Annotated in this window: 19 protein-coding genes; 9 read left to right on the top strand and 10 right to left on the bottom strand. The window is 57.2% G+C overall.

Going from position 1 to position 19174, the window contains the following annotated elements:
• Window positions 1-88: 88 nt before the first annotated feature.
• Window positions 89-415, bottom strand: coding sequence for a hypothetical protein (locus RBB82_RS07945; RefSeq protein WP_433974581.1), 327 nt, complete (start codon window positions 413-415; stop codon window positions 89-91).
• The gene (locus RBB82_RS07940) at window positions 412-975 is read right to left on the bottom strand and encodes an RNA polymerase sigma factor (RefSeq protein ID WP_433974580.1); all 564 of its coding nucleotides are present in this window, start codon (window positions 973-975) and stop codon (window positions 412-414) included. Before RBB82_RS07940 ends, RBB82_RS07945 begins: the two co-directional genes overlap by 4 nt.
• Window positions 976-1684: 709 nt before the next feature.
• Here RBB82_RS07940 and rplU point away from each other — a divergent pair.
• Together rplU and rpmA are read left to right on the top strand one after the other, a co-directional pair.
• A complete protein-coding gene (gene rplU, locus RBB82_RS07935; protein WP_433974579.1) occupies window positions 1685-2011 on the top strand; it encodes a 50S ribosomal protein L21 in 327 nt (108 codons plus the stop codon).
• Between the two features lie 89 nt (window positions 2012-2100).
• Window positions 2101-2376: a 50S ribosomal protein L27 gene (rpmA, locus tag RBB82_RS07930; RefSeq protein WP_179580270.1), complete on the top strand. Its 276-nt coding sequence runs from the start codon at window positions 2101-2103 to the stop codon at window positions 2374-2376.
• A 311-nt stretch (window positions 2377-2687) separates the two neighbouring features.
• Here the strand turns inward: rpmA and RBB82_RS07925 are convergent, their stop codons facing one another.
• Together RBB82_RS07925 and rpsU are read right to left on the bottom strand one after the other, a co-directional pair.
• A complete protein-coding gene (locus RBB82_RS07925; protein ID WP_433974578.1) occupies window positions 2688-3113 on the bottom strand; it encodes a zinc-ribbon domain containing protein in 426 nt (141 codons plus the stop codon).
• 282 nt (window positions 3114-3395) lie between these two features.
• Window positions 3396-3593 (bottom strand): 30S ribosomal protein S21, encoded by a 198-nt coding sequence (rpsU, locus tag RBB82_RS07920; RefSeq protein ID WP_014267628.1) that lies wholly within the window; start codon window positions 3591-3593, stop codon window positions 3396-3398.
• A gap of 154 nt (window positions 3594-3747) precedes the next feature.
• On the opposite strand from rpsU, the gene RBB82_RS07915 reads away from it, so the two are divergent.
• From RBB82_RS07915 to aspS, 4 genes are all read left to right on the top strand, one after another.
• Window positions 3748-4269 (top strand): gamma carbonic anhydrase family protein, encoded by a 522-nt coding sequence (locus tag RBB82_RS07915; protein ID WP_433974576.1) that lies wholly within the window; start codon window positions 3748-3750, stop codon window positions 4267-4269.
• A gap of 31 nt (window positions 4270-4300) precedes the next feature.
• Window positions 4301-5599, top strand: coding sequence for a histidine--tRNA ligase (gene hisS, locus RBB82_RS07910; RefSeq protein ID WP_433974575.1), 1299 nt, complete (start codon window positions 4301-4303; stop codon window positions 5597-5599).
• On the top strand, window positions 5596-6090 hold the full coding sequence (locus RBB82_RS07905; protein WP_433974574.1) for a DUF6882 domain-containing protein: 495 nt from the start codon (window positions 5596-5598) through the stop codon (window positions 6088-6090). The genes hisS and RBB82_RS07905 overlap by 4 nt, the downstream gene beginning before the upstream one ends.
• A gap of 67 nt (window positions 6091-6157) precedes the next feature.
• A complete protein-coding gene (gene aspS / locus RBB82_RS07900) occupies window positions 6158-8014 on the top strand; it encodes an aspartate--tRNA ligase (protein ID WP_433975350.1) in 1857 nt (618 codons plus the stop codon).
• Window positions 8015-8196: 182 nt separating this feature from the next.
• On the opposite strand, the gene RBB82_RS07895 is transcribed toward aspS, so the two are convergent.
• Entirely contained in the window at window positions 8197-8661 is a 465-nt protein-coding gene (locus RBB82_RS07895) for a hypothetical protein (protein WP_433974573.1), read from the bottom strand.
• 555 nt (window positions 8662-9216) lie between these two features.
• Here RBB82_RS07895 and RBB82_RS07890 point away from each other — a divergent pair.
• Window positions 9217-12009 carry an MGH1-like glycoside hydrolase domain-containing protein gene (locus RBB82_RS07890; protein WP_433974572.1) on the top strand — a complete coding sequence of 931 codons (2793 nt, stop codon included), beginning with the start codon at window positions 9217-9219 and terminating at the stop codon, window positions 12007-12009.
• Between the two features lie 196 nt (window positions 12010-12205).
• Here RBB82_RS07890 and RBB82_RS07885 read toward each other — a convergent pair whose 3' ends face one another.
• On the bottom strand, window positions 12206-13033 hold the full coding sequence (locus RBB82_RS07885; RefSeq protein WP_433974571.1) for a rhomboid family intramembrane serine protease: 828 nt from the start codon (window positions 13031-13033) through the stop codon (window positions 12206-12208).
• Window positions 13034-13325: 292 nt separating this feature from the next.
• On the bottom strand, window positions 13326-14885 hold the full coding sequence (locus RBB82_RS07880) for a M20/M25/M40 family metallo-hydrolase (protein WP_433974570.1): 1560 nt from the start codon (window positions 14883-14885) through the stop codon (window positions 13326-13328).
• Window positions 14886-15039: 154 nt separating this feature from the next.
• Between RBB82_RS07880 and RBB82_RS07875 the strand changes: the two genes are divergently transcribed.
• Together RBB82_RS07875 and RBB82_RS07870 are read left to right on the top strand one after the other, a co-directional pair.
• Window positions 15040-15240: a hypothetical protein gene (locus RBB82_RS07875; RefSeq protein ID WP_433974569.1), complete on the top strand. Its 201-nt coding sequence runs from the start codon at window positions 15040-15042 to the stop codon at window positions 15238-15240.
• Between the two features lie 38 nt (window positions 15241-15278).
• Window positions 15279-15665: a carboxypeptidase-like regulatory domain-containing protein gene (locus tag RBB82_RS07870; protein ID WP_433974568.1), complete on the top strand. Its 387-nt coding sequence runs from the start codon at window positions 15279-15281 to the stop codon at window positions 15663-15665.
• A 145-nt stretch (window positions 15666-15810) separates the two neighbouring features.
• On the opposite strand, the gene RBB82_RS07865 is transcribed toward RBB82_RS07870, so the two are convergent.
• From RBB82_RS07865 to RBB82_RS07855, 3 genes are all read right to left on the bottom strand, one after another.
• Window positions 15811-16290, bottom strand: coding sequence for a ferritin-like domain-containing protein (locus RBB82_RS07865; protein WP_433974567.1), 480 nt, complete (start codon window positions 16288-16290; stop codon window positions 15811-15813).
• 359 nt (window positions 16291-16649) lie between these two features.
• Window positions 16650-17528, bottom strand: coding sequence for a UTP--glucose-1-phosphate uridylyltransferase GalU (gene galU, locus RBB82_RS07860; RefSeq protein WP_433974566.1), 879 nt, complete (start codon window positions 17526-17528; stop codon window positions 16650-16652).
• Window positions 17529-17955: 427 nt separating this feature from the next.
• Complete coding sequence (locus RBB82_RS07855; RefSeq protein WP_433974565.1) at window positions 17956-19068, bottom strand: YncE family protein; 1113 nt, start codon at window positions 19066-19068, stop codon at window positions 17956-17958.
• Window positions 19069-19174 lie beyond the last annotated feature (106 nt).

Raw genomic sequence — 19174 nt, 5'->3', positions numbered from 1 at the left:
CCGTCCACGCTATTTCGACCTGAGTTTATAAATCAGAAGCAGAGGAAAGGCGAGCAGCCGCGCGGCTCGCCTTTCCTCTGCGGTTAAGTCAGCGCTGGCGGGTGTTGGCGAGAGCCCGAAGGATTGTGCGTGTGTTCCTGTTCATAACCTGACGAAGATACATGGCGATGGCGAACAGCAGGACCAGAAAGAAAAGGTCGACGCGAAGAATCGAGTGCAGCAAACCACCCAGCGTCTCGGGCGGGAACATATGGAGGTGCATCCAAACAAACACGACAACGGCGAGGATGGCTAACACGCCAACGATAATGCGTGAGGAGCGTTCGGACCTGTCGGCTGCTGCAAGGGCTTGCTGGACGAAGGCAAGTTCCGCGTTCGTATCTTCGGGGTTGGGCTGCTGACGTTCGGAGTTCATGCGGGGTTCCTTTCGGGATTAAGGTGTTTGCGAAGAGTGGTGACCCCGTAATGCAGGCGCGACTTAGCGGTCCCGATCGGAATCTCCAGGATGGCTGCACTCTCTTCAAGTGACAGATCGTGCTGGTAGTGGAGCAGGAGCACGGCTCGGCTGGCAGGTGAGACCTGGTCGAGCAGGGTCAGAAAGGCTTCGTCGGGTAGCTCGCCAAGACTGGGGTTGAGGACAGCAAGGTCTTCAGGCGGTGCATCCTCGAGGGGGTGCCAACGGCTGGCACGTTTCAAATGGGAGAAGGCAATCCGCGAAGCAATCCGAAAGGTCCAGGGGCGGAAGACGGCAGGCTCGCGCAGGAAGGGAAGTTTGCGGAAGATTTGGAGCGAAGTCTCCTGAAGGATATCTTCGGCGAGGTCGGCACCGGCAAGACGTGTAATGTAGCGACGCAACGGCGCATAGCTAACACGAAGGAGTTCCTCCAGCGCAGCCCGGTCGCCTGCTTGCGCAAGCAGAACGAGGAGGGTTTGCTCAGGAGGCGCGGTCTCCTTTACCTGGGTCCGGGTCTGCATGCTTGAGAGAGACATCGAAGTCACGAAAGGTTCGCTTTTCGCCAATAATAGTTATGAGCGCGCAAGACGCTGTGGTTGCCGATCAGTTTTCAAAATCCGAACTGAACTAACTTGATCTGTTAGCGATGCGGCCTAGACTGGGCTCGCAATGCAAATTCTGTCAACCCCCAACCACCACAAAACCCGCTCCAAACGCGGCTTTTCGCGTGGCGTATCTACCCCTCCCAACCCGGTACAATTAAAAGGGAAGAGTAGAAACACGGAAGAGCAACGGGGACCGCTGGCCCAAAGCTAACTCCAATGGAATCTACATTTTGCGATTAACTCGTTTACAATCAATATTTTGCGGACAGAATCCGCCCGCAGGTTGATGAAACGAAAAGACTTACGTGCAAGATACCAAGGGGGGGTGGGGGGAGGGTACAGCAAGCGAAATGGAGGGGGTACAGCAAGCGCAATCGACTCCGAAAGGCATGAATCGTTGACCCAGTTCAAGGAACGCGATACACTCATTAAGTTTGGCGCTGCAGCTCTTTGTGTCTTCACCTCAAGAGTTGCAGGGACGACAGGCCTAAGCCCGGCGGTCGGGAATCAAGACTGCGATGGCTTGACCGGTTGGCTTACTGAAGTGCTCCTGTATGCGCCCATGCAGCACAATCTATTTTGAAGGAAGCGGCCAGCTCCACGCGACCCGCTTGAGGTTCTAGTCATGTACGCAGTCATCCGCACCGGCGGCAAACAGTATCTGGTCTCTCCTGGCGAGAAGTTGAAGATTGAAACCACCGCCCACGAGAACGGCAACATCGAGTTCTCCGACATCCTCGCCGTCAGCGGCGAAGAGGGTAAGTTCGAGTCCGACCTCACCGGAGCCAAGGTTCTCGCCTCCGTCGTCGGCGAAGGCCGCGGCGAAAAGATCCTCGTCTTCAAGCTCAAGCGCAAGAAGCAGTACAAGAAGATGCAGGGCCACCGCCAGAACTTCGTTGAAGTCAAAATCAACGAGATTCTCGTCAACGGCAAGAGCTTCAAGGAAGCGTAAGACACAACTTCCGTCAAAAGTTTAGTTTTTTGGAATTCAAGATTCAGTGAGCGCAAAGGCCCATAGGGCAGCGCGAAAGAGGCAATCGAATGGCACATAAAAAAGGTTTAGGTTCTTCCAAAAACGGCCGCGACTCAAACGCCCAGCGGCTCGGAGTCAAGGTATTCGGTGGTCAGACGATCCTCGGCGGCGGCATCATCGTCCGTCAGCGTGGAACCCCGCTCAAGCCCGGCGCCAACGTCGGTCGCGGCAAGGACGACACCCTCTTCGCGAAGGTCGACGGCATCGTCCGCTTCCAGGACAAGGGCCAGCATGGCCGCTTCGTCAACGTCGATCCAGCCGAACTGACATCAGTTCCCGTCTAACGCACCACAAGTCACCACAAAGTCACCACAAATTTGCACCAAAAACCCTGCCTCGGCGGGGTTTTTCACGCTTAAATGCATTCGAAGAGCACAACTCCGCAACCAAAAGCGACCGTCTCGGGATCGCTTGTCCAGCCCGCACACTTCCATTCGCGGCAAATAGCGAGTCAAAGAGTGAACTCGAAGTTGTCGAAGGGTTTGGCACAAACTTCGGCGCCGAATCGGTCAGTCGGCCGACGTTGTGACTCTGGACTTCTCTAATCCTCACACAGATCGCACGAGTGAGGATTAGAGAGTCCGAAGCTGACCGCTTAGAATCGCGGACCTTGCGCTGCGGCGACCATAAGCTCGACGCCCGGTGCAGGACGCTCGCCTGTTGTACCGGCGACCATCTCAGCGGTAGCCGCCGCAGTAACCAGCGCACCTGTCGTCGGGGCACGCTTGCTCTGGAAGCACTGCCGGCAGAGTACCGGTCGCCCCTGAGTCGGCTTGAACGGCACCGTCGTCTCAATACCGCACTCGGAGCACTCCGTGCGGGTCTCAGTGCGCGACAGGCCAGCGGCGGCAGGCCCCGTGCCCGCCTTCAGACCGACACCGGAGCGCTTGGACTTACACGGTTTACACCGCTTCGGGTCGTTCTTGAACTGCTTGTCAAAGAAAAAAAGCTGTTCCCCGGCGGTAAAGATGAACTCTCCGCCACAGTCTGCACAGGTTAAAAGCCGATCGAGAAATTCCATGCCGCTTCTCCCGTCTTACGGAAAGGAGAACACCCAAGGGGGAAGATCGTGACATCGCCAAGGGAGTCTACCTTTGCTGATGGTCGTTACTTCTTAGATCTGAAGGGGGCCCGGAAACGCGACTTCGTTGGAATCAATTTACCGGTCAATGTGGGCCGATGGTCAGGCTCTCTCTGCCGGGGCCAGTCGATGGCGGGAGTCCATCTCTGGCGATTCAGGCGGCCGTCTCTTCAAACTCTGAAGATGAGGAGGAGAGCGGCCGCCGTGGTTGTGGAGCTGTAACTAATCCTGCTCCTTACGGACCTTCTTGCGATTACGTTTGCGAGCTAGTGCTTCTTTCACTCGTTTCTTCTCACCTGGTTTCAGATAAAAAGAATGACGCTTGACTTCCTTGATGATGTCTTCGGTCTGCACCTTGCGCTTAAAGCGTCGTAGGGCATTCTCAAGGGGTTCGCCTTCTTGTACTCGAACCTCTGCCAAGAAAAATACACCTCCAAACAGTCCCAATGGGGATACTCCTAGAATACGCCCCTTTGCGACCAAAAACACATAAATCGATGGTAACTTGCAGCCTGAATAGATCTGAGGACAGCAAGCTGAAAACTTTTGCATGTGCGGCGTAAAATCATGCTTCATGATTCGGATTTATAACGGAAGCAAACCGACTGTCCCGCCAAGTTGCTATATCGACGTGTCTGCCCAGGTTATCGGCGATGTAATTCTCGGTGAGCAATCGAGTGTATGGATGAACGCGGTCATTCGAGGCGATGTAAATGCCATCCGGGTTGGCGCGAGGAGCAACGTGCAGGACTGTGCCGTGTTGCATGGGATGCGACACCTTTATCCGGTGATTGTGGGGGAGATGGTAACGATCGGGCACAATGCTACCGTGCACGGGTGCGTGTTGGAGGACGCTGTTCTGGTTGGCATCGGTGCAACCATCCTGAATGATGCTCGTGTAGGTGAGGGCTCGATCATCGCGGCTGGAGCGGTTATTCCCGAACATATGGTGATACCGGCTAACTCGTTGGTTGCTGGCGTTCCGGGCAAGGTCAGGCGCACGCTGGGAGATGATGACCGGGCAATGATCCTCAAGTATGCGCAGAACTACCTGGATTACACAGCGATCTATCTGGCGGAGACAGCTGGCACGTAAATCTGTCTCCGGTTTCGCTACACTGGTAAAGATGGCTACTTTGAAGGCAGTACGCGGGACTCGGGACCTTTTACCTCCGGAGACCGCGCTTTGGAACTATGTAGAGGCTATAGCTCGGGCTGTTTTTGCACGCTATGGGTTTGGGGAGATTCGGACACCGGTCTTTGAGGACACGGCGCTGTTCGCGCGTGGTGTTGGTGAGGAGACCGATATTGTCTCCAAGGAGATGTATACGTGGGAAGATCGGGTTCGGGCTGATAGCGATAGCGCGCAGAGCCTGACCTTGCGGCCGGAGAATACGGCTGGTGTGGTTCGCGCGTATATCGAGCATAAGCTTGCAGATACGGGGATGCTGCAGAAGCTGTTCTACATTGGGCCGCAGTTTCGGCGGGAGCGGCCGCAGCGTGGGAGATATCGGCAGTTCTGGCAGATTGGGGCTGAGGTGCTTGGACCAGCCTGGTCTGGAGCGGATAGTGCGCTGCGTGATGCTGAGGTTCTGGAGATGCTTTCCACCTTCCTGAACGAGTTGGGTGTAAAGGGATGGAAGTTGGAGGTGAATTCGGTTGGGTCGTCGACGGATCGGCCGAAGTACATTGCTGCGCTGCGTGAGGCTTTGGCTCCGGTGAAGGATCGGATGAGCGCTGACAACCAGCGCAGGGCGGAGACCAATCCGTTGCGCGTGCTGGACTCGAAGGATGCTGGCGATCAGGAGATCATCAACGGTCTGCCGAAGATCGCGGACTTCTTGGATGAGGCGAGTAAGGAGCACTTTGTTCAGGTGCTTGCTGCGCTTGATGCCTGTGGAGTTGCTTACACGGTGAATCCGCGGTTGGTGCGCGGTTTGGACTACTACACAAGGACGACGTTCGAGTTCACTGTGCCTGATGGTAGCGGTTTGGGAACGCAGAACGCTCTGCTTGGTGGTGGAAGATATGACGGATTGTCGGAGATGCTTGGTGGACCGAAGGCTCCTGGAATCGGGTTTGCGATCGGGGAAGATCGGTTGATCCTTACACTTCAGGCGCAGGAATCTGCGGCTGTTGCGGGGAAGCTCGATGCGTTCGTCGCTCCGATGGGAGTTGGGCAGAATGCTGCTGCGCTTGCGCTTGCTCAGGAGCTTCGTCGATCAGGACTTTCGGTTGAGGTTGGAGATGGAAGTTTTCGGCTGAAGAAGTCCTTCGAAGCTGCCGATAAGCTCGCTCGGAGAATGGTGATTGTCGGCGAAGAAGAGGTCTCCTCGGATATCTTCACCGTAAAACACTTTGAAACTGGTGAGCAGGCCAAGGTTTCTCGAAATTCCTTAGTCGAAAGTCTGAAAAATAAATCATGAGCGACCATCGGCGTCATCTTTGTGATGCTTGCCTTACTGAAGAATACGAGGAGTTCAGACACGCTTGTATTCATGAATCGATGTCGAAGAATGACGCATGGAATGAAGAGTACAAGATTGATGATTGGCCTAGATGGGACTACTCGATGGAAGAGGCTACGCTGACCTTTTCGGAGGAAGGCGCCGCGAAGGTAATTTGCAGCATGCAGGTTGTAGGGAGCAGCCAAGGAGATAGTTGGGAATGGTCTTGGGGAAACGCTAACTTCCCAGACATCTGTCGTCGGGCAATGCAAGAGGTAAAAACGTTCGGAGCAGAAAAGCAATGGCATAACTTAGCAACTCTCTTTCTGGAAAATGATGAATATCTGGGATGGGAGTGTGCAGCCATTGCAAGTCACGTGCTGAACGGTGTAGCGACCTATCGTTGTCCTAGTGGCAGCGCTGGTGATTATGTATATCTGGTCATCCTTTCGTCTCGATTCGTAAACTAAGCCATCAAATTCGTACAATAGGAACATCGTGACACTCGACTTTTTAGGCACTCTGCAGCGCACTCATATGTGCGGCGAACTTCGTATCGAACAGGACGGTCAGGAGATCGTCCTGATGGGTTGGGTCAACCGCCGGCGGGATCACGGCAATCTCATCTTTCTCGATGTGCGGGACCGGAGTGGGCTTACTCAGGTCGTGCTCGACAAAGAGGTGTCCGGTGAGGCGCATGCTAAGGCTGAGGCTGCGCGGTCGGAGTACGTTGTTGCCGTGAAGGGCAAGGTTCGGCGGCGTGGTGCTGGCCTTGAGAACCCTAATATGCCTACTGGCGCGATCGAGGTTGTTGCCAGCGAATTGTTGCTGCTGAATGAGGCGAAGACTCCTCCTTTTTCTCCGGCTGATGATGCGATTGCGAACGAAGAGGTTCGGTTGAAGTATCGCTATCTCGACCTGCGGCGGACGGAGATGCAGCATAACTTCGCGCTGCGCAGCAGGGTTGCGATGGCGATTCGCAACTACCTTGTCGAGCAGGGCTTTCTTGAGATTGAAACGCCTTTCATGACTCGTTCTACGCCTGAGGGAGCGCGTGATTATCTTGTTCCGAGCCGGGTTCATGCTGGTAGCTTCTATGCGCTGCCGCAATCCCCGCAGATCTTCAAGCAGATCTTGATGATCTCGGGGTTCGATAAGTACTTCCAGATTGCTCGTTGCTTCCGTGATGAAGATCTTCGTGCCGACCGGCAGCCGGAGTTTACGCAGATCGATCTTGAGATGAGCTTTCCCCAGCAGGAGAAGGTGTTTCGCGTGGTCGAGGGGTTTCTGACGGCTGCGTTCAAGACGGCTTCGATCTCGTTGACTACTCCTTTTGTGCAGATGACTTATGACGATGCGATCAAAAACTACGGGATCGACAAGCCGGATATGCGGCTGCCGCCTATGGTTTCGTTGACCGATGAGTTGACTGCTGAGTTGCGTGAGACGTTGAAGATCGAGAAGGAGCTGCCGGTGCTTGGGTTTGTGATTCCTAAGGCTGGTGGGTTGAGTGGGACGCAGAAGCGTGGGCTGGTGGAGGAAATTCGGGCTACGTTTGGTGATTGTGGTCTCGACTTTCTGGATGTGGCCCGGTTGAAGACGAATGAAGCGTTTGCTCCGTTGGCTTCGGCGATTGAAAGCAAGTTGAAATCTGTGGATCCCACCCTTCGCGGTGAGACTGCGAAGGATGGGGCACCCAATACTTCTGCCGCTGCTAGCGCTGGCCTCGCTGACGATCTGGTCATTGTGGTTACTCCTAAGATTGGTACTCCGGCTAAGTGGAACTTCGATCCGCAGTGGATTTATAAGCGGGTTGGTGCGTTGCGGTTGCAGCTTGCCGCGAAGTTTGCCGACAAGCATGGCCGGTTTGCGAAGACTGGTACTGAGGCCGACTTCAAGTTTCTTTGGGTCACCGACTTCCCGATGTATGAGTGGGATGAGGAGACCAAGGTTTGGAATGCCGCGCATCATCCGTTCACTTCGCCGCATGAAGAGGACATCAAGTCGGGCAAGTTGACCAGCGATAAGGGCGCGGTGCGGGCGCTTGCTTATGACATCGTGCTGAATGGAACGGAGCTTGGTTCGGGCTCGATTCGTATTCATCGGCAGGATGTGCAGGCGGAGATCTTCCGCTCGCTGGGCATGTCGGACGCTGAGGCTAAGGAGCGGTTTGGCTTCTTCCTGGATGCTCTTGAGTACGGCACGCCTCCGCATGGCGGCATTGCGCTTGGGCTTGATCGGATTGTGATGATTCTTGCGGGTGCGACGAGCCTCCGTGAGGTGATTGCGTTTCCGAAGACGGCGAAGGCGATCGACCTGATGGTCGATGCGCCTACACCGGTGAGCGATCAGCAGATGCGTGAGCTGCATTTGAAGACTGTTACGCGGGGTTAACTGCTCGGTCCTGCCGGACGGGCCCACTTCGCGTGGGGCGGTCACTTCGTGACTTGTGTACCGGCTTCGCCCTGCTGCTCCCGATGGTCGCAACTGATCTCGTTCCCGACCATCGGGAGGGCCAACCGAAGGGGTATACGCGTCACGAAGTGACCGCTGCCCGCGCAGGGCTGCCTCCTTTTCTATTCTTCGTCTTCTTCTTCTTCATCGAAGGCGGCTATTTCATCGTATTGATCGTGGATCTCCATGGTGGCTCCCGATTGCGCGAGGTCAAGGCCCTCCGGGCTGGATTCAACATCACGAACAACTCTGGGCGCGTAGGGTTTGGTGTTGAGGCTGGTGGCGTTTTGAGAGGCCAGCTGGAGGCCGTAGAGCAAAGCGGTGGCGCGACGGATATCTAGATTGCCGGTGGCCAGAGCGTTGATGACAGTCGAGAGTGCGACCTGAACGGACTCGCGGTCTTCGAGTGTAGATAGCTCGACGTGCTGGCCTGGCATGAGGTAGCCACGCGCGGCGCCGGTATAGCGAAACTTCTCGTGGCTTTGGTGGAGACGGGAGTGGAAGTAGCACCACTGCTGTCCTGTGAGGGCTGGCGCATGACATTGAAGGCCGTTGGTCTTGATGTGACGGCAGAGCGGGTATTGCATGGTCGTCTCCCTGGGGGTGCCCCCCCGGTTATCCATTAAAAGTGCAATGGTTGCAACGACTTAGCGAAATCGATTTCGCTAAATTCGTGCAACCATTGGGGTTATAGCTAAATTCGTGCCAGCAAAGGGCTTATGGCGATTTTTGCTGATGATGCGAGACGCAAACGCAGATTCCCTTCGGGAGTGACAACAAAAAGCGATGCGGCTGCGACTTACATCAATATCAACTGCGGCGTTGCTCTAGCCTCCATTTGCTGGGTTAAACAGAAACCCCGGCCTGTGCGGGGGTTCTTTTGATCTCTACATCTAGTGTAACGAATTGGACCTAACTGATACGCCACGCGATTCTCCTTGATTGGCGCGGGTTTTATGCGTTAAGGGGCTTGACAGGATTTTTGAGTGGAAAAGCGTGGGCTAACCGCGACTCGGCCAAAGGATGGCGGTGAATGCGCGTTGCTTCTTTTGTAGTGTGTTCGGGGTTAGGATGTTTTGACACGCTGAGAGACTCGCGTGTCCGGGCCATGTTCGTTCGCTAGACAGATGTCGGTGGAGGGGATGATGACTGAGGAGCAGAAGAGACTCGATGCGGAACGCGACAAGTCCGTTCCATGGAAGAAGTGGGGACCTTACCTGAGCGAACGGCAGTGGGGAACGGTGCGTGAGGACTACAGCGAGGATGGCAATGCGTGGGACTACTTTACGCATGACCAGTCGAGATCGCGTGCGTATCGGTGGGGCGAGGATGGGCTTGCGGGAGTGAGCGACGACCATCAGGTGCTGTGTTTCGCGATGACGCTGTGGAATGGGAAGGATCCGATTTTGAAGGAGCGGCTGTTCGGGCTGACGAACAGCGAGGGGAATCACGGCGAGGATGTGAAGGAGTACTACTTCTATTTGGACAGCACGCCGACGCACTCGTACATGAAGTATCTGTACAAGTATCCGCAGGGCGCTTATCCGTATGACGATCTGGTGAAGACGAATCGTGAGCGGGGTCGCGGCGGCGCGGAGTATGAGCTGCTGGACACGGGTATTTTCAACGAAGACAAGTACTTCGATGTGTTTGTGGAGTACGCGAAGGCGAGTGCTGAGGATCTGGGGATCAAGATCAGCGTGGCGAATCGTGGGCCGGAGGCGGCGACGCTGCATTTGTTGCCGACGGTGTGGTTTCGCAACACGTGGATGTGGTCGGATGCTGGCAGCAAGCCGGAGTTGAAGGGGAAGCAGGGCAAGGATTTCAGCGTAGTCTCGGCGCACCACACGGACCCGATATTTAATGAGTCGCTGGCTGATTACAGATTGTTTTGTGAGGGTGATGCTCCGCTGCTGTTTACCGAGAATGAGAGTAATAACGAGAGGCTGTTTGGGACGAAGAATGGTTCGCCGTATGTGAAGGACGCGTTCCACAACTACGTGATTCATGGGCAGAAGGAGGCGGTGAATCCGGCGCTGACGGGGACGAAGGCGGCTCCGCATTATGTGCTGACGGTTGCGCCGGGGGAGACGAAGGCGGTGCGTCTGCGCCTGGCGCGGTCGGTTGGAGAGAAGGAGACAAAGCCGTTTGCGAAGTTCGATGAGTTGTTTGCGATGCGGCTGAAGGAGGCGGATGAGTTCTATGACTGGATTGCGCCGGCAAAGGTGAAGGCGGATCCGGATCGCGCGCTGGTGATGCGGCAGGCGATGGCGGGGATGTTGTGGAGTAAGCAATATTTTTATTACGACTTGAATGTGTGGCTGAGGGAGCACAAGGTGGGGCCGTGGAGCGACCCGGCGACTCGTCTGAGGGTTAGGAACGGCGAGTGGTTTCATATGTACAACAACGACATCATCTCGATGCCGGATAAGTGGGAGTATCCGTGGTACGCGGCGTGGGACCTGGCGTTTCATATGCTGGCGTTTCAGACGGTCGATCCGGACTTCGCGAAGGATCAGCTGCAGATGATATTGCGGAATGATTATCTTCATCCGAATGGGCAGATACCGGCGTATGAGTGGAACTTCAGCGACACGAATCCGCCGGTGCATGCGTATGCGACGATCCAGATTTATTTGAGCGATAAGGAGCGGAATGGCGGCAAAGGTGACCTGGAGTTTTTGACGTATGCGTTCTCGAAGCTGCTGGTGAACTTTACGTGGTGGCTGAATCGGAAGGATCGTGCGGGGAACAATCTGTTTGAGGGAGGGTTTCTGGGGCTGGACAACATCGGAGTGTTCGACCGGAGTGCGCCGCTGCCGGGTGGCGGGTATATGGAGCAGGCCGACGGGACGGCGTGGATGGTGTTTTACAGCCAGCAGATGCTGCGGATTGCGACGGAGTTGGCGCTGCACTTTCCGACGTTCGAGGAGTTTGTGGGCAAGTTCTTCGAGCATACGATGTGGATTGCCGGGGCGATGGATCGGATGGGCAAACACGGCGATACGATGTGGGACGACGAGGATGGGTTCTTCTACGATGTGCTGCGATTGCCGGATGGGCAGGCGTTTCGCATGAAGGTGCGATCGATGGTGGGTTTGTTGCCGCTGACTGCGGTGGCGATCTTTGAAGGGGATGTGCTGGAGAAGCTGCCGAATTTTCGAGCGCAGGCGAAGGAGTTTTTGATGCGGCATCCTGAGCTGGCGGCAAATCTGCACATGCCATCGGAGCCGGGGCTGGCGGGAAGGCGGATGTTGGCGACGGTGAACGAGGACAAGCTAAGGCGCATTCTGACGAAGATGCTGGATGAGAATGAGTTTTTGGGACCGCATGGGATTCGTGCGCTGTCACGTTACCACGTGGATCATCCGTTTGTGTTCAGTTTGAATGGGCAGGAGTCGCGGGTTGGGTATGTGCCGGGGGACTCGGATAGCGGGATGTTTGGAGGGAACTCGAACTGGCGAGGGCCGGTGTGGATGCCGGTGAACTTCCTGCTGTATACGTCGCTGTTGCGGCTTGGGGCGTACTACGGGGACAACTTCAAGATAGAGTGCCCGACGGGTTCGGGGAAGATGATGACTCTGTTTGAAGTTGGAATGATGCTGGGAGAGCGGCTGATCGGGACGTTTACCAAGGACAGTTCGGGAAGGCGGCCGGCGTTTGGGAGTGCGGAGAAGTTTCAGACGGATCCGCATTGGCGGGACAACGTTCTCTTCTACGAGTACTTCCATGGCGATACCGGGGCGGGTGTTGGGGCCAGTCATCAGACGGGATGGACGGGATGCATCGCTCGGGTCATTCAGGGTAATGGTGCGTTCGAGGCGAAGAACCTTCAGGAGCACGATGTGGAACGAATCGCGATCAGGATTGGACAGAGCCAGAGCAGGGAAACTTCAGATATCGTGGCGGCGAATGCCGCTGCGGTGACGAAGTAGGCTGGATTTTCTTGAAGTAGGCTGGATTTTCTTGGGAGATAGCGGCGGCTTACGGCGATTTTGCTTGTGGTGTGGAGACTGCGAACGCAGATTCCCTTCGGGAATGACAACAAAAAGCGAAGCGGCTCTACACCAACAAGCGACGGCGGCTCTACACCAACTGCGGCGGCATTGCTCTAGTTCATCCAGCGCTTGGCTAGTTCATCCAGCGCTTGTCGTTGGGGTTCTTGCGGAGTTCGTCGGGGTCGACGTAGCGGCCGTCTTTGTCGAAGTGGACCTCGCGGTTCTGCTTGCGCATGTAGACCTCGAACTTGCGGGCGGCGCGGCGGCGCTTCCAGCGGTAGTAGTTGTTGCGGACGCCGAAGTAGCGCTCGCTGAATCCGAAGGCTAGGCCGCGGCGGGGGGCGAACTTGACGTAGAGGGCGCCGAAGAGGGCGCCGGAGAGCTGAAGGAGGGCGCCGAAGCTGTCGGCCTGCTTGAGCAGCATGGCGACGGCGATGAGGATGTAGATCGCGACCATGTACTTGGCCTTGATGCGAAGGACAAACCAGAGGAGAAACTCCTGGTCGCCGAAGATCATGGCGATGGCGACGAGCAGACCGAAGATTCCGGCCCAGGCTCCGGTGGCGACTACGTCGGGACGCAGACCGAGGACGTGGGTGAAGGAGATGGCGGAGGCAAGGAGCGCACCGCCGATGACGGAGGTGAGGTAGAGCTCGCCCAGCCAGCGGCCGCCGAAGGAGGGTTCGAGGAGCGAGCCGGTAAACCAGAGGGTGAGCATGCCGAAGAGGATGCCGATGATGCCCTGTTCGACGAAGGAGTAGGTGAGGAGTTGCCAGACTTCGCCGTGTGCGACGGCCAAGGGCTCGAGCAGGAGATGGCTGAAGAGGACTGCTTCGAGCTGCGGGGAGAGCCAGCGCAGGAGGAGCAGGCCGAAGAAGGCTCCGACGTTCAGGAGGATGAGCTTGCGGGTGGTTCCTGCGAAGGCTGGCAGGCTAAGCGAGATGGGACCGGAGCGGGGCATTGGTTACTCTCTTATTTGACCACAGGCGATGGTGTGTGGAGATGACAGCAAGGGAAAATCGGGTGGCTGGGGAGCGTAATCGTGGGGTCTGTGGGGACGTGGTTTGTAGTGTTAGACGTGGCTGGTGACGGAATGGAGGACGGTTCGCGCGTAGCGCGAATAACCCACCCTTTGCGGTGAGGCTGCAAAGGATGGGCCACCCGGAATTGTTTGACGACTCGGAATTGTTTGACCACCCGCGCTGTTTGACGACCCGGGACTGTTTGACCACCCGGAATTGTTTGACGACACTTTACTGGGGTGTTGATAGTTTTGGCTGTGAGGGGCGTTGGGCTCGTTCGGGTGTAGGCAGGACGGCGATGCTGCGGTGGCCTGCGGGGTCTACGGAGCGGACGCCGAAGACTACGTTGTCCTTGGAGACGGCGAGTTTGAGGCTGTGGGCGGAGCCGGCAGAGGCGAAGTCGGTCCAGACGGGCTGGTCGGCTGCGCGCCAGACGACCTCGTAGGTGGTGTTGGCGGGAGCGCCGGTTGGGGCCTCCCAGGTTAGCTCGGAGTTGTTGTCGAGGGCGGTTGTGAGGATGCGGACGCTTTGCGGCTCGCCGGGTGCGGAGGCGAGGGTGGCGAGGGTTGCGGCGTTGAGGCGGGTGACGTTGGCGACGTAGTTGAAGTCGACGTATTGAAGGAGGTCACCGTACTGGATGCCGTTTTCGACGCGGACGTTCTGGTGCTGGTGGTCGAAGTTCTCGGCCCACTCGGTGAAGCGGACTGCGGCGAAGCCCTCCTGGTTGAAGGAGGTGTGGTCGCCGCCGCGGAGGAAGCGATCGCGACGGAAGATGAGGATGGGGTGGAAGGCGGGGATCATGCGCATGGCCATGTTGTGGGGGCGACCGGGTGCAATGACACCGCCGAGGCGCTGCGAGGAGGTGCGGAAGTAGGTGGAGTCGACGTCGACGATGGCGCGTGCGAGCTCGCGAGAGGGGGAGTCGCCTTCGGCGCCGAGACCCTGGATGGCACGGATCTGGTCGGGAGTGGCGTTGGCGGGAACGCCTTCAGAGAAGACCCGGACGGCGGTCTTGTCCTGAATATTTGGTGCGGTGGTGTTGCCGGGTGTGGTGTCGCCGCCGACGATGTCGTTGTTGAGGACGGCTTCGAGCTGCCAGTTCTCTGATTTAGCGAGTTTTGCGAGGTGGGTGCTGCCGTTGAGGCCCTGTTCTTCTCCGGCGACTGCGACGAAGACGATGGTGCTGGGGAGTTTGAGTTTGCTGAGGACGCGGGCGGATTCGAGGGAGACGGCGACCCCGCTGGCGTCGTCGTTGGCGCCGGGGGCTGCGTCGTGGGTGTTTGAGTTCAGCGTGTTGCGGGAGTCGTAGTGGCCGGTGACGAGGACCATGCGGGCGGCCTGGGCGGGGTCTGTGCCGCGAAGGATGGCATAGACGTTGGTGATCTTCGTCGGTTTGGCGATGCGGGAGTTGGGAGCGGTGCCGGCGGGCTCGATGAAGTCGTCACGTTTTACTTCGAGGCAGTTGTTGCAGGCAGAGGAGATGCGTTTGAACTCGGACTCGATCCAGTCGGCTGCGGCGGAGACGCCGGTGCCGGGGGGCAGGTCGGTGTCCATGCTGGAGAGGGTGCTGCGGTTGTTGAAGGAGACGAGTTTGGCGATGGTGGCCTGGATGGTGGTGGGGGAGACCTGCTGGAGGGCGGCGGCGATGGCGGGATCTGCCGGAGCGGGGGTGATGGGTCCGCCGGTGGGGAGAGGCTGCTGCGCATGAAGGAGGCCTGCGGTGAGGACGGATGCGGCGAAGATGCGGACGGGAAGTGATGAGCGAAGCGTGCGGATTGGTGCGGCGGTCACGAAATATCTCCTTATGTGGAAACCGAAGCACTACATAAATCGTATGCTTGACGGATGAGCGGGATGGCCGCTAAATAAATAGCAAGAGCGTCCTCGGGGATGTTCCTGTAATCCTATAGACGGGCGAGTGGGCCCAAAGACCCTGGAGGCGATTATGGCTGTTGTTTGTCCGGAATGCGATAACCCGATTGTTGTCGATGTTGATGAAGTAGAAGAGGGTGAGACGGTGCAGTGCGACGAGTGCGGCATGGACCTGGAGATTGTCTCAGTCGATCCGCTGGAGCTGGCGGCGGTTGACGATGCAGGTTATGACGATGAAGACACGACGCACGTTGGCGATGAGGAAGACGAGTAAAGGCGGCTCTGGATGGAGATAGCCGTATACTGAATCCTATGAAGCGCACTGATCTCTTGCTCCGATCTCTTCCCGGTAAGGTGATCCTTGCCTCTTGTTTAGTTCTGATTGGCTCCGCAGCCTTGTGTGGGATCTCCGCACGTGCAGAACAGCGCGGGCCAACGCAACGCGTCGTGCAGGGTAAGGTGGTCGATGCAGGTGGAGGCGCTGTGAAAGGCGCGGTTGTGTACCTGAAGGACAATCACAGCCTGTCGGTGAAGAGTTTTTTCTCCGATGATGAGGGTGGCTATCGGTTTGGTCAGCTGGCGCAGAATACCGACTATGAGATCTGGGCCGAGAGCAATGGTAAGAAGAGCGCAGTGAAGACGATCAGCTCTTTTGATAGCAAGAATCAGTTTTATATCAATTTGAAGTTAGAGAAGTAGTTTGTGGGTAGCCAAGCGATTGGAGCCGAGTTGATGAATCCGGCGTCATCGCTTTTTGCTGTTGATGGCTGCCTGGATTGAGGAGGGCGGTTCGCTTGCGCGAATAACCCACCCTGTTGATTGTGGACCTCGATTTGTGGGCTGGTTAGTCGGCGATACCAGGGTTGGGCGGGTCGATGCCGAGGGCGGTGGCCAGCGCGATGAGGTGATCCTGCTCCTGCATGAGGATCTCGCGGATGGACTCGCCGATGGCGAACTCGTTGAGCTCGTCGCACTGCTTGACGCGGCGGCGGTAGTTGGCGATGGTGATCTTCTCGTTTTCGAGGTCGAAGCGGAGCATATCTTCGTTCTTGTCTGAGGTTCTGACGGGTTTGGGGATCACGGTGGGCATACCGCCGAGGTAGTCGATGTGGTTTGAGAGGGCGATGGCGTGGGCGAGCTCCTCGGTGGCGTGGACGGCGAGCTCGTCGGCGATGTTCATATACTGCGCGCCTTTGAGGACCTGCGAGTAGTTGACGTAGGAGATGATGGCCTGGTATTCGCGGGAGAGATCTTCGTTGAGGAGGTCGATGAGCTTTTCGCGGGTGAGGGCGGTGGGTGATGCGGGTGCTTTTGCGGTGGGCATGTCTTCTGTCTTCTCCAATGCTGCAGCTTTTGTCTTTGTTTTGAGATGCAGAAACTATAGGAGGAGTTTGTGAAGGGTGGATGACGGCAAAAGCAGATTCCTTCGCTGCGCTGCGGAATGACAAGCAAAAGGGCAAAAGGCAGATTCCTCCGCTGCGAAATGACAAGCAAGAGGGCAAAGGCAGATTCCTCCGCCGCGGAATGACAAGCAAAAGGGCAAAGGCAGATTCCTCCGCCGCGAAATGACAAGCAAGAGGGCAAAGGCAGATTCCTCCGCTGTGGAATGACAAGCAAAAGGCGGCGGCTCACTGTGGTGTGAGCCGCTTAGGGTGGAGATGATGGCGTTTTAGGGTCCGATGATTACAGCGGGAAGGATTTGAGCCAGCTGCGGAAGTCGGGACCTAGCTGCGGATGCTTGAGGGCGAACTCGACGGTGGCGCGTAGGAAGCCCTGCTTGTCGCCGGCGTCGTGTCGCTTGCCCTGGTAGCTGAAGCCGTAGACTTTTTCGTGCTGGAGGAGGGCCAGGATGCCGTCGGTGAGTTGGAGTTCGCCGCCTGCGCCGGGGGTGATGTGCTCGAGCATGTCGAAGATGCGCGGGGTGAGGATGTAGCGGCCGATGATGGCGTTCTGTGAGGGCGCTTCTTCTGGTTTGGGCTTTTCGACCATGCTTTTGACGGCGAGCAGGCGCGGGTTTTTGGGGTCGGGGGTGCAGTCGAGGCAGCCGTAGTTCTGGATGGCGGGGCCTTCGACGACCTCGGAGCCGAGGATGCTGGATTGGGTTTCGTTGAAGGCTTCGACCATCTGCTTCATGCAGGGGACCGTGGCGTCGACGATGTCGTCGGGGAGCAGGACGGCGAAGGGTTCGTTGCCGACGAGCTCTTTGGCCATGAGGACGGCGTGACCGAGGCCGAGGGGTTCGGGCTGGCGGGTGTAGGTGATCTTGGCGAGTTTGGAGACGGATCGGGCGACTTCGAGGAGAGCGGTTTTATTTTTGGCGGCGAGAGAGGCCTCGAGGTCTGGGCTGCGGTCGAAGTGATCTTCCATGGTGGACTTGCCGCGGCCGGTGACGATGATGATCTCGGTGCAGCCTGCAGCGACGGCCTCTTCGATGCCGTATTGGATGAGTGGCTTGTCGACGAGACAGAGCATCTCTTTGGGGGTGGCTTTGGTGGCAGGCAGGAAGCGAGTGCCCATCCCAGCGGCGGGGAAGACGGCTTTGCGAATTTTGGGGGGAGTCATGTTTTGTGTCATCGATTCCTTAGATGCAGACAGGATTACAAGAATGCTAGCAGGACAAGAAGAATATCTGGATGACACGATCTGGTTGGGTAGAGGAGCCTAGGGTTCGCCGGAGGGATTGTGCCGGGACAACGTGTTGGTGGACCTTCGCGATCCAGTTTGATTTTTTGACCGAGATTTTGGTTCAAATGAGAGCTCTGCATGGTGAGATCGATCATGCAGTCGAGGGTGTAGATGAACAGAGCGTAAAAGGTGTGTCGCCGAGCCGATCGGAAAGCCAAGCAAAGGACTACTCCTCACTGATGGGCAGTGGGAATCGGTTCGCGTCTCAGACGGCTAGCCGAGCCAATAGCTTGCCTCATTGCTGGACAACGTCGTACCGGCCAATGACGGGAAAAACTTTAATGTTGATCGTGCGGGGGGGTGGCTATTTTGTCGCTTTCGCGGCGATGACGGCGGTGTAGACAGGGGCTTCCGAGTTCTCTGGATCGAGCATGTTGCCTGCGTAGACTGCGCCGGTCTCGGGGTCGGTTACGACGGCGTAAGGGTGACTGCCTGCGGGCAATGTCTGAATGACCTTCATGCGTGAGGCGTCGATAACACTTATGTTGTTGCCCTGCATGTTGCCCACGTAGACCCGATTCCTGTTGGGATCGACCGCGACGGATTGCGGATGGCTGCCGACCGGAATCGTGCCTCTGACTGTGCCGCTGACTCCGTCGATGACGCTAACGGTGTTGTCGGCGTAGTTGGTCACGTAGGCCATATGGGTCTTCGGATTCACCGCGATCGCACAGGGATAGTTGCCGACCTTGATGACCGTGTGTGCGCGCGATTCGAGATCGACGACGAGCACGTCGGCAGAACCAACTCTGGTTACATATAGCTTGCGGATTCCTTGATCGATGGCCGGAGCCCAGGCATGGATGCTTCCGACAGGCTCACGGGTGACCTCGCCGGTCGCTCCGTTCATGATGCGGAGATTGGGATCTTCGTACCCTAGCAGATAAACTCGATCGTTTTTCGAATCGACGGCGACGGCGTCTCCGGATCCGATGGGCCAGTCGCTGGGAGTATCTGTGGACAGGTCGAGCACGGTCATCACCTTGCTGAAGGTGTTGGAGACGTATGCCTTATTGGTGGCTTCGTTGACAGCGATGTAGTATGGCCGGCGATCCGTTTTGATCGTGCCGACGACTTGATCAACGGAGCCATCGATAACACTTACATTGCCGGCGCCGGAGTTCACCACGTAGACACGATTGGTCGCGTTGTTAACGGCGATGGCGCCGGGATGCGTGCCGGTGGCGATGCTTCTGGCTACACCGGTCCGGCTGTTGATGACGACCACGGCTCCGTGGGCCTGATCGACAGCGTAGATCTTATGCGCGGCGGCGTTGAGCACGATGCCACGATCGGAGATGAGAGTTCCGAGGGGTGGAACGGACGTGAGCGCCTGAGCGCAGGCACTTCCACACGCGCAGCCTCCCAGGAGGGATGCGGTGAAGGCCCAGAAGGAGAGGCGAAGCCAAGATGTCATGGCAACAACACGATAGCAGCCGGGCGAGGCAGCGCGCCGCAGGATTCGCGGTTAGTATGGATTTCTACACTTAGAACCGGATCGATTGAGACAGAACCGCCCGACC

The organism is Tunturiibacter lichenicola (assembly GCF_051013355.1).
GTDB lineage: Bacteria > Acidobacteriota > Terriglobia > Terriglobales > Acidobacteriaceae > Edaphobacter > Edaphobacter lichenicola_F.
The sequence above is the reverse complement of the archived record's forward strand: the minus strand, read 5'-3'. Positions and strand labels throughout refer to the sequence as shown.

Excerpts from the sequence above, each read along its gene's own strand:
- RBB82_RS07905 (WP_433974574.1), top strand. The coding sequence starts at position 5,596 with ATGAGCGACCATCGGCGTCATCTTTGTGATGCTTGCCTTACTGAAGAA.
- RBB82_RS07885 (WP_433974571.1), bottom strand. The coding sequence starts at position 13,033 with ATGCCCCGCTCCGGTCCCATCTCGCTTAGCCTGCCAGCCTTCGCAGGA.
- aspS (WP_433975350.1), top strand. The coding sequence starts at position 6,158 with ATGTGCGGCGAACTTCGTATCGAACAGGACGGTCAGGAGATCGTCCTG.
- RBB82_RS07890 (WP_433974572.1), top strand. The coding sequence starts at position 9,217 with ATGATGACTGAGGAGCAGAAGAGACTCGATGCGGAACGCGACAAGTCC.
- RBB82_RS07940 (WP_433974580.1), bottom strand. The coding sequence starts at position 975 with ATGCAGACCCGGACCCAGGTAAAGGAGACCGCGCCTCCTGAGCAAACC.
- galU (WP_433974566.1), bottom strand. The coding sequence starts at position 17,528 with ATGACTCCCCCCAAAATTCGCAAAGCCGTCTTCCCCGCCGCTGGGATG.
- RBB82_RS07875 (WP_433974569.1), top strand. The coding sequence starts at position 15,040 with ATGGCTGTTGTTTGTCCGGAATGCGATAACCCGATTGTTGTCGATGTT.
- RBB82_RS07865 (WP_433974567.1), bottom strand. The coding sequence starts at position 16,290 with ATGCCCACCGCAAAAGCACCCGCATCACCCACCGCCCTCACCCGCGAA.
- RBB82_RS07915 (WP_433974576.1), top strand. The coding sequence starts at position 3,748 with ATGATTCGGATTTATAACGGAAGCAAACCGACTGTCCCGCCAAGTTGC.
- rpmA (WP_179580270.1), top strand. The coding sequence starts at position 2,101 with ATGGCACATAAAAAAGGTTTAGGTTCTTCCAAAAACGGCCGCGACTCA.
- RBB82_RS07855 (WP_433974565.1), bottom strand. The coding sequence starts at position 19,068 with ATGACATCTTGGCTTCGCCTCTCCTTCTGGGCCTTCACCGCATCCCTC.
- RBB82_RS07870 (WP_433974568.1), top strand. The coding sequence starts at position 15,279 with ATGAAGCGCACTGATCTCTTGCTCCGATCTCTTCCCGGTAAGGTGATC.
- RBB82_RS07945 (WP_433974581.1), bottom strand. The coding sequence starts at position 415 with ATGAACTCCGAACGTCAGCAGCCCAACCCCGAAGATACGAACGCGGAA.
- hisS (WP_433974575.1), top strand. The coding sequence starts at position 4,301 with ATGGCTACTTTGAAGGCAGTACGCGGGACTCGGGACCTTTTACCTCCG.
- RBB82_RS07895 (WP_433974573.1), bottom strand. The coding sequence starts at position 8,661 with ATGCAATACCCGCTCTGCCGTCACATCAAGACCAACGGCCTTCAATGT.
- RBB82_RS07925 (WP_433974578.1), bottom strand. The coding sequence starts at position 3,113 with ATGGAATTTCTCGATCGGCTTTTAACCTGTGCAGACTGTGGCGGAGAG.
- rplU (WP_433974579.1), top strand. The coding sequence starts at position 1,685 with ATGTACGCAGTCATCCGCACCGGCGGCAAACAGTATCTGGTCTCTCCT.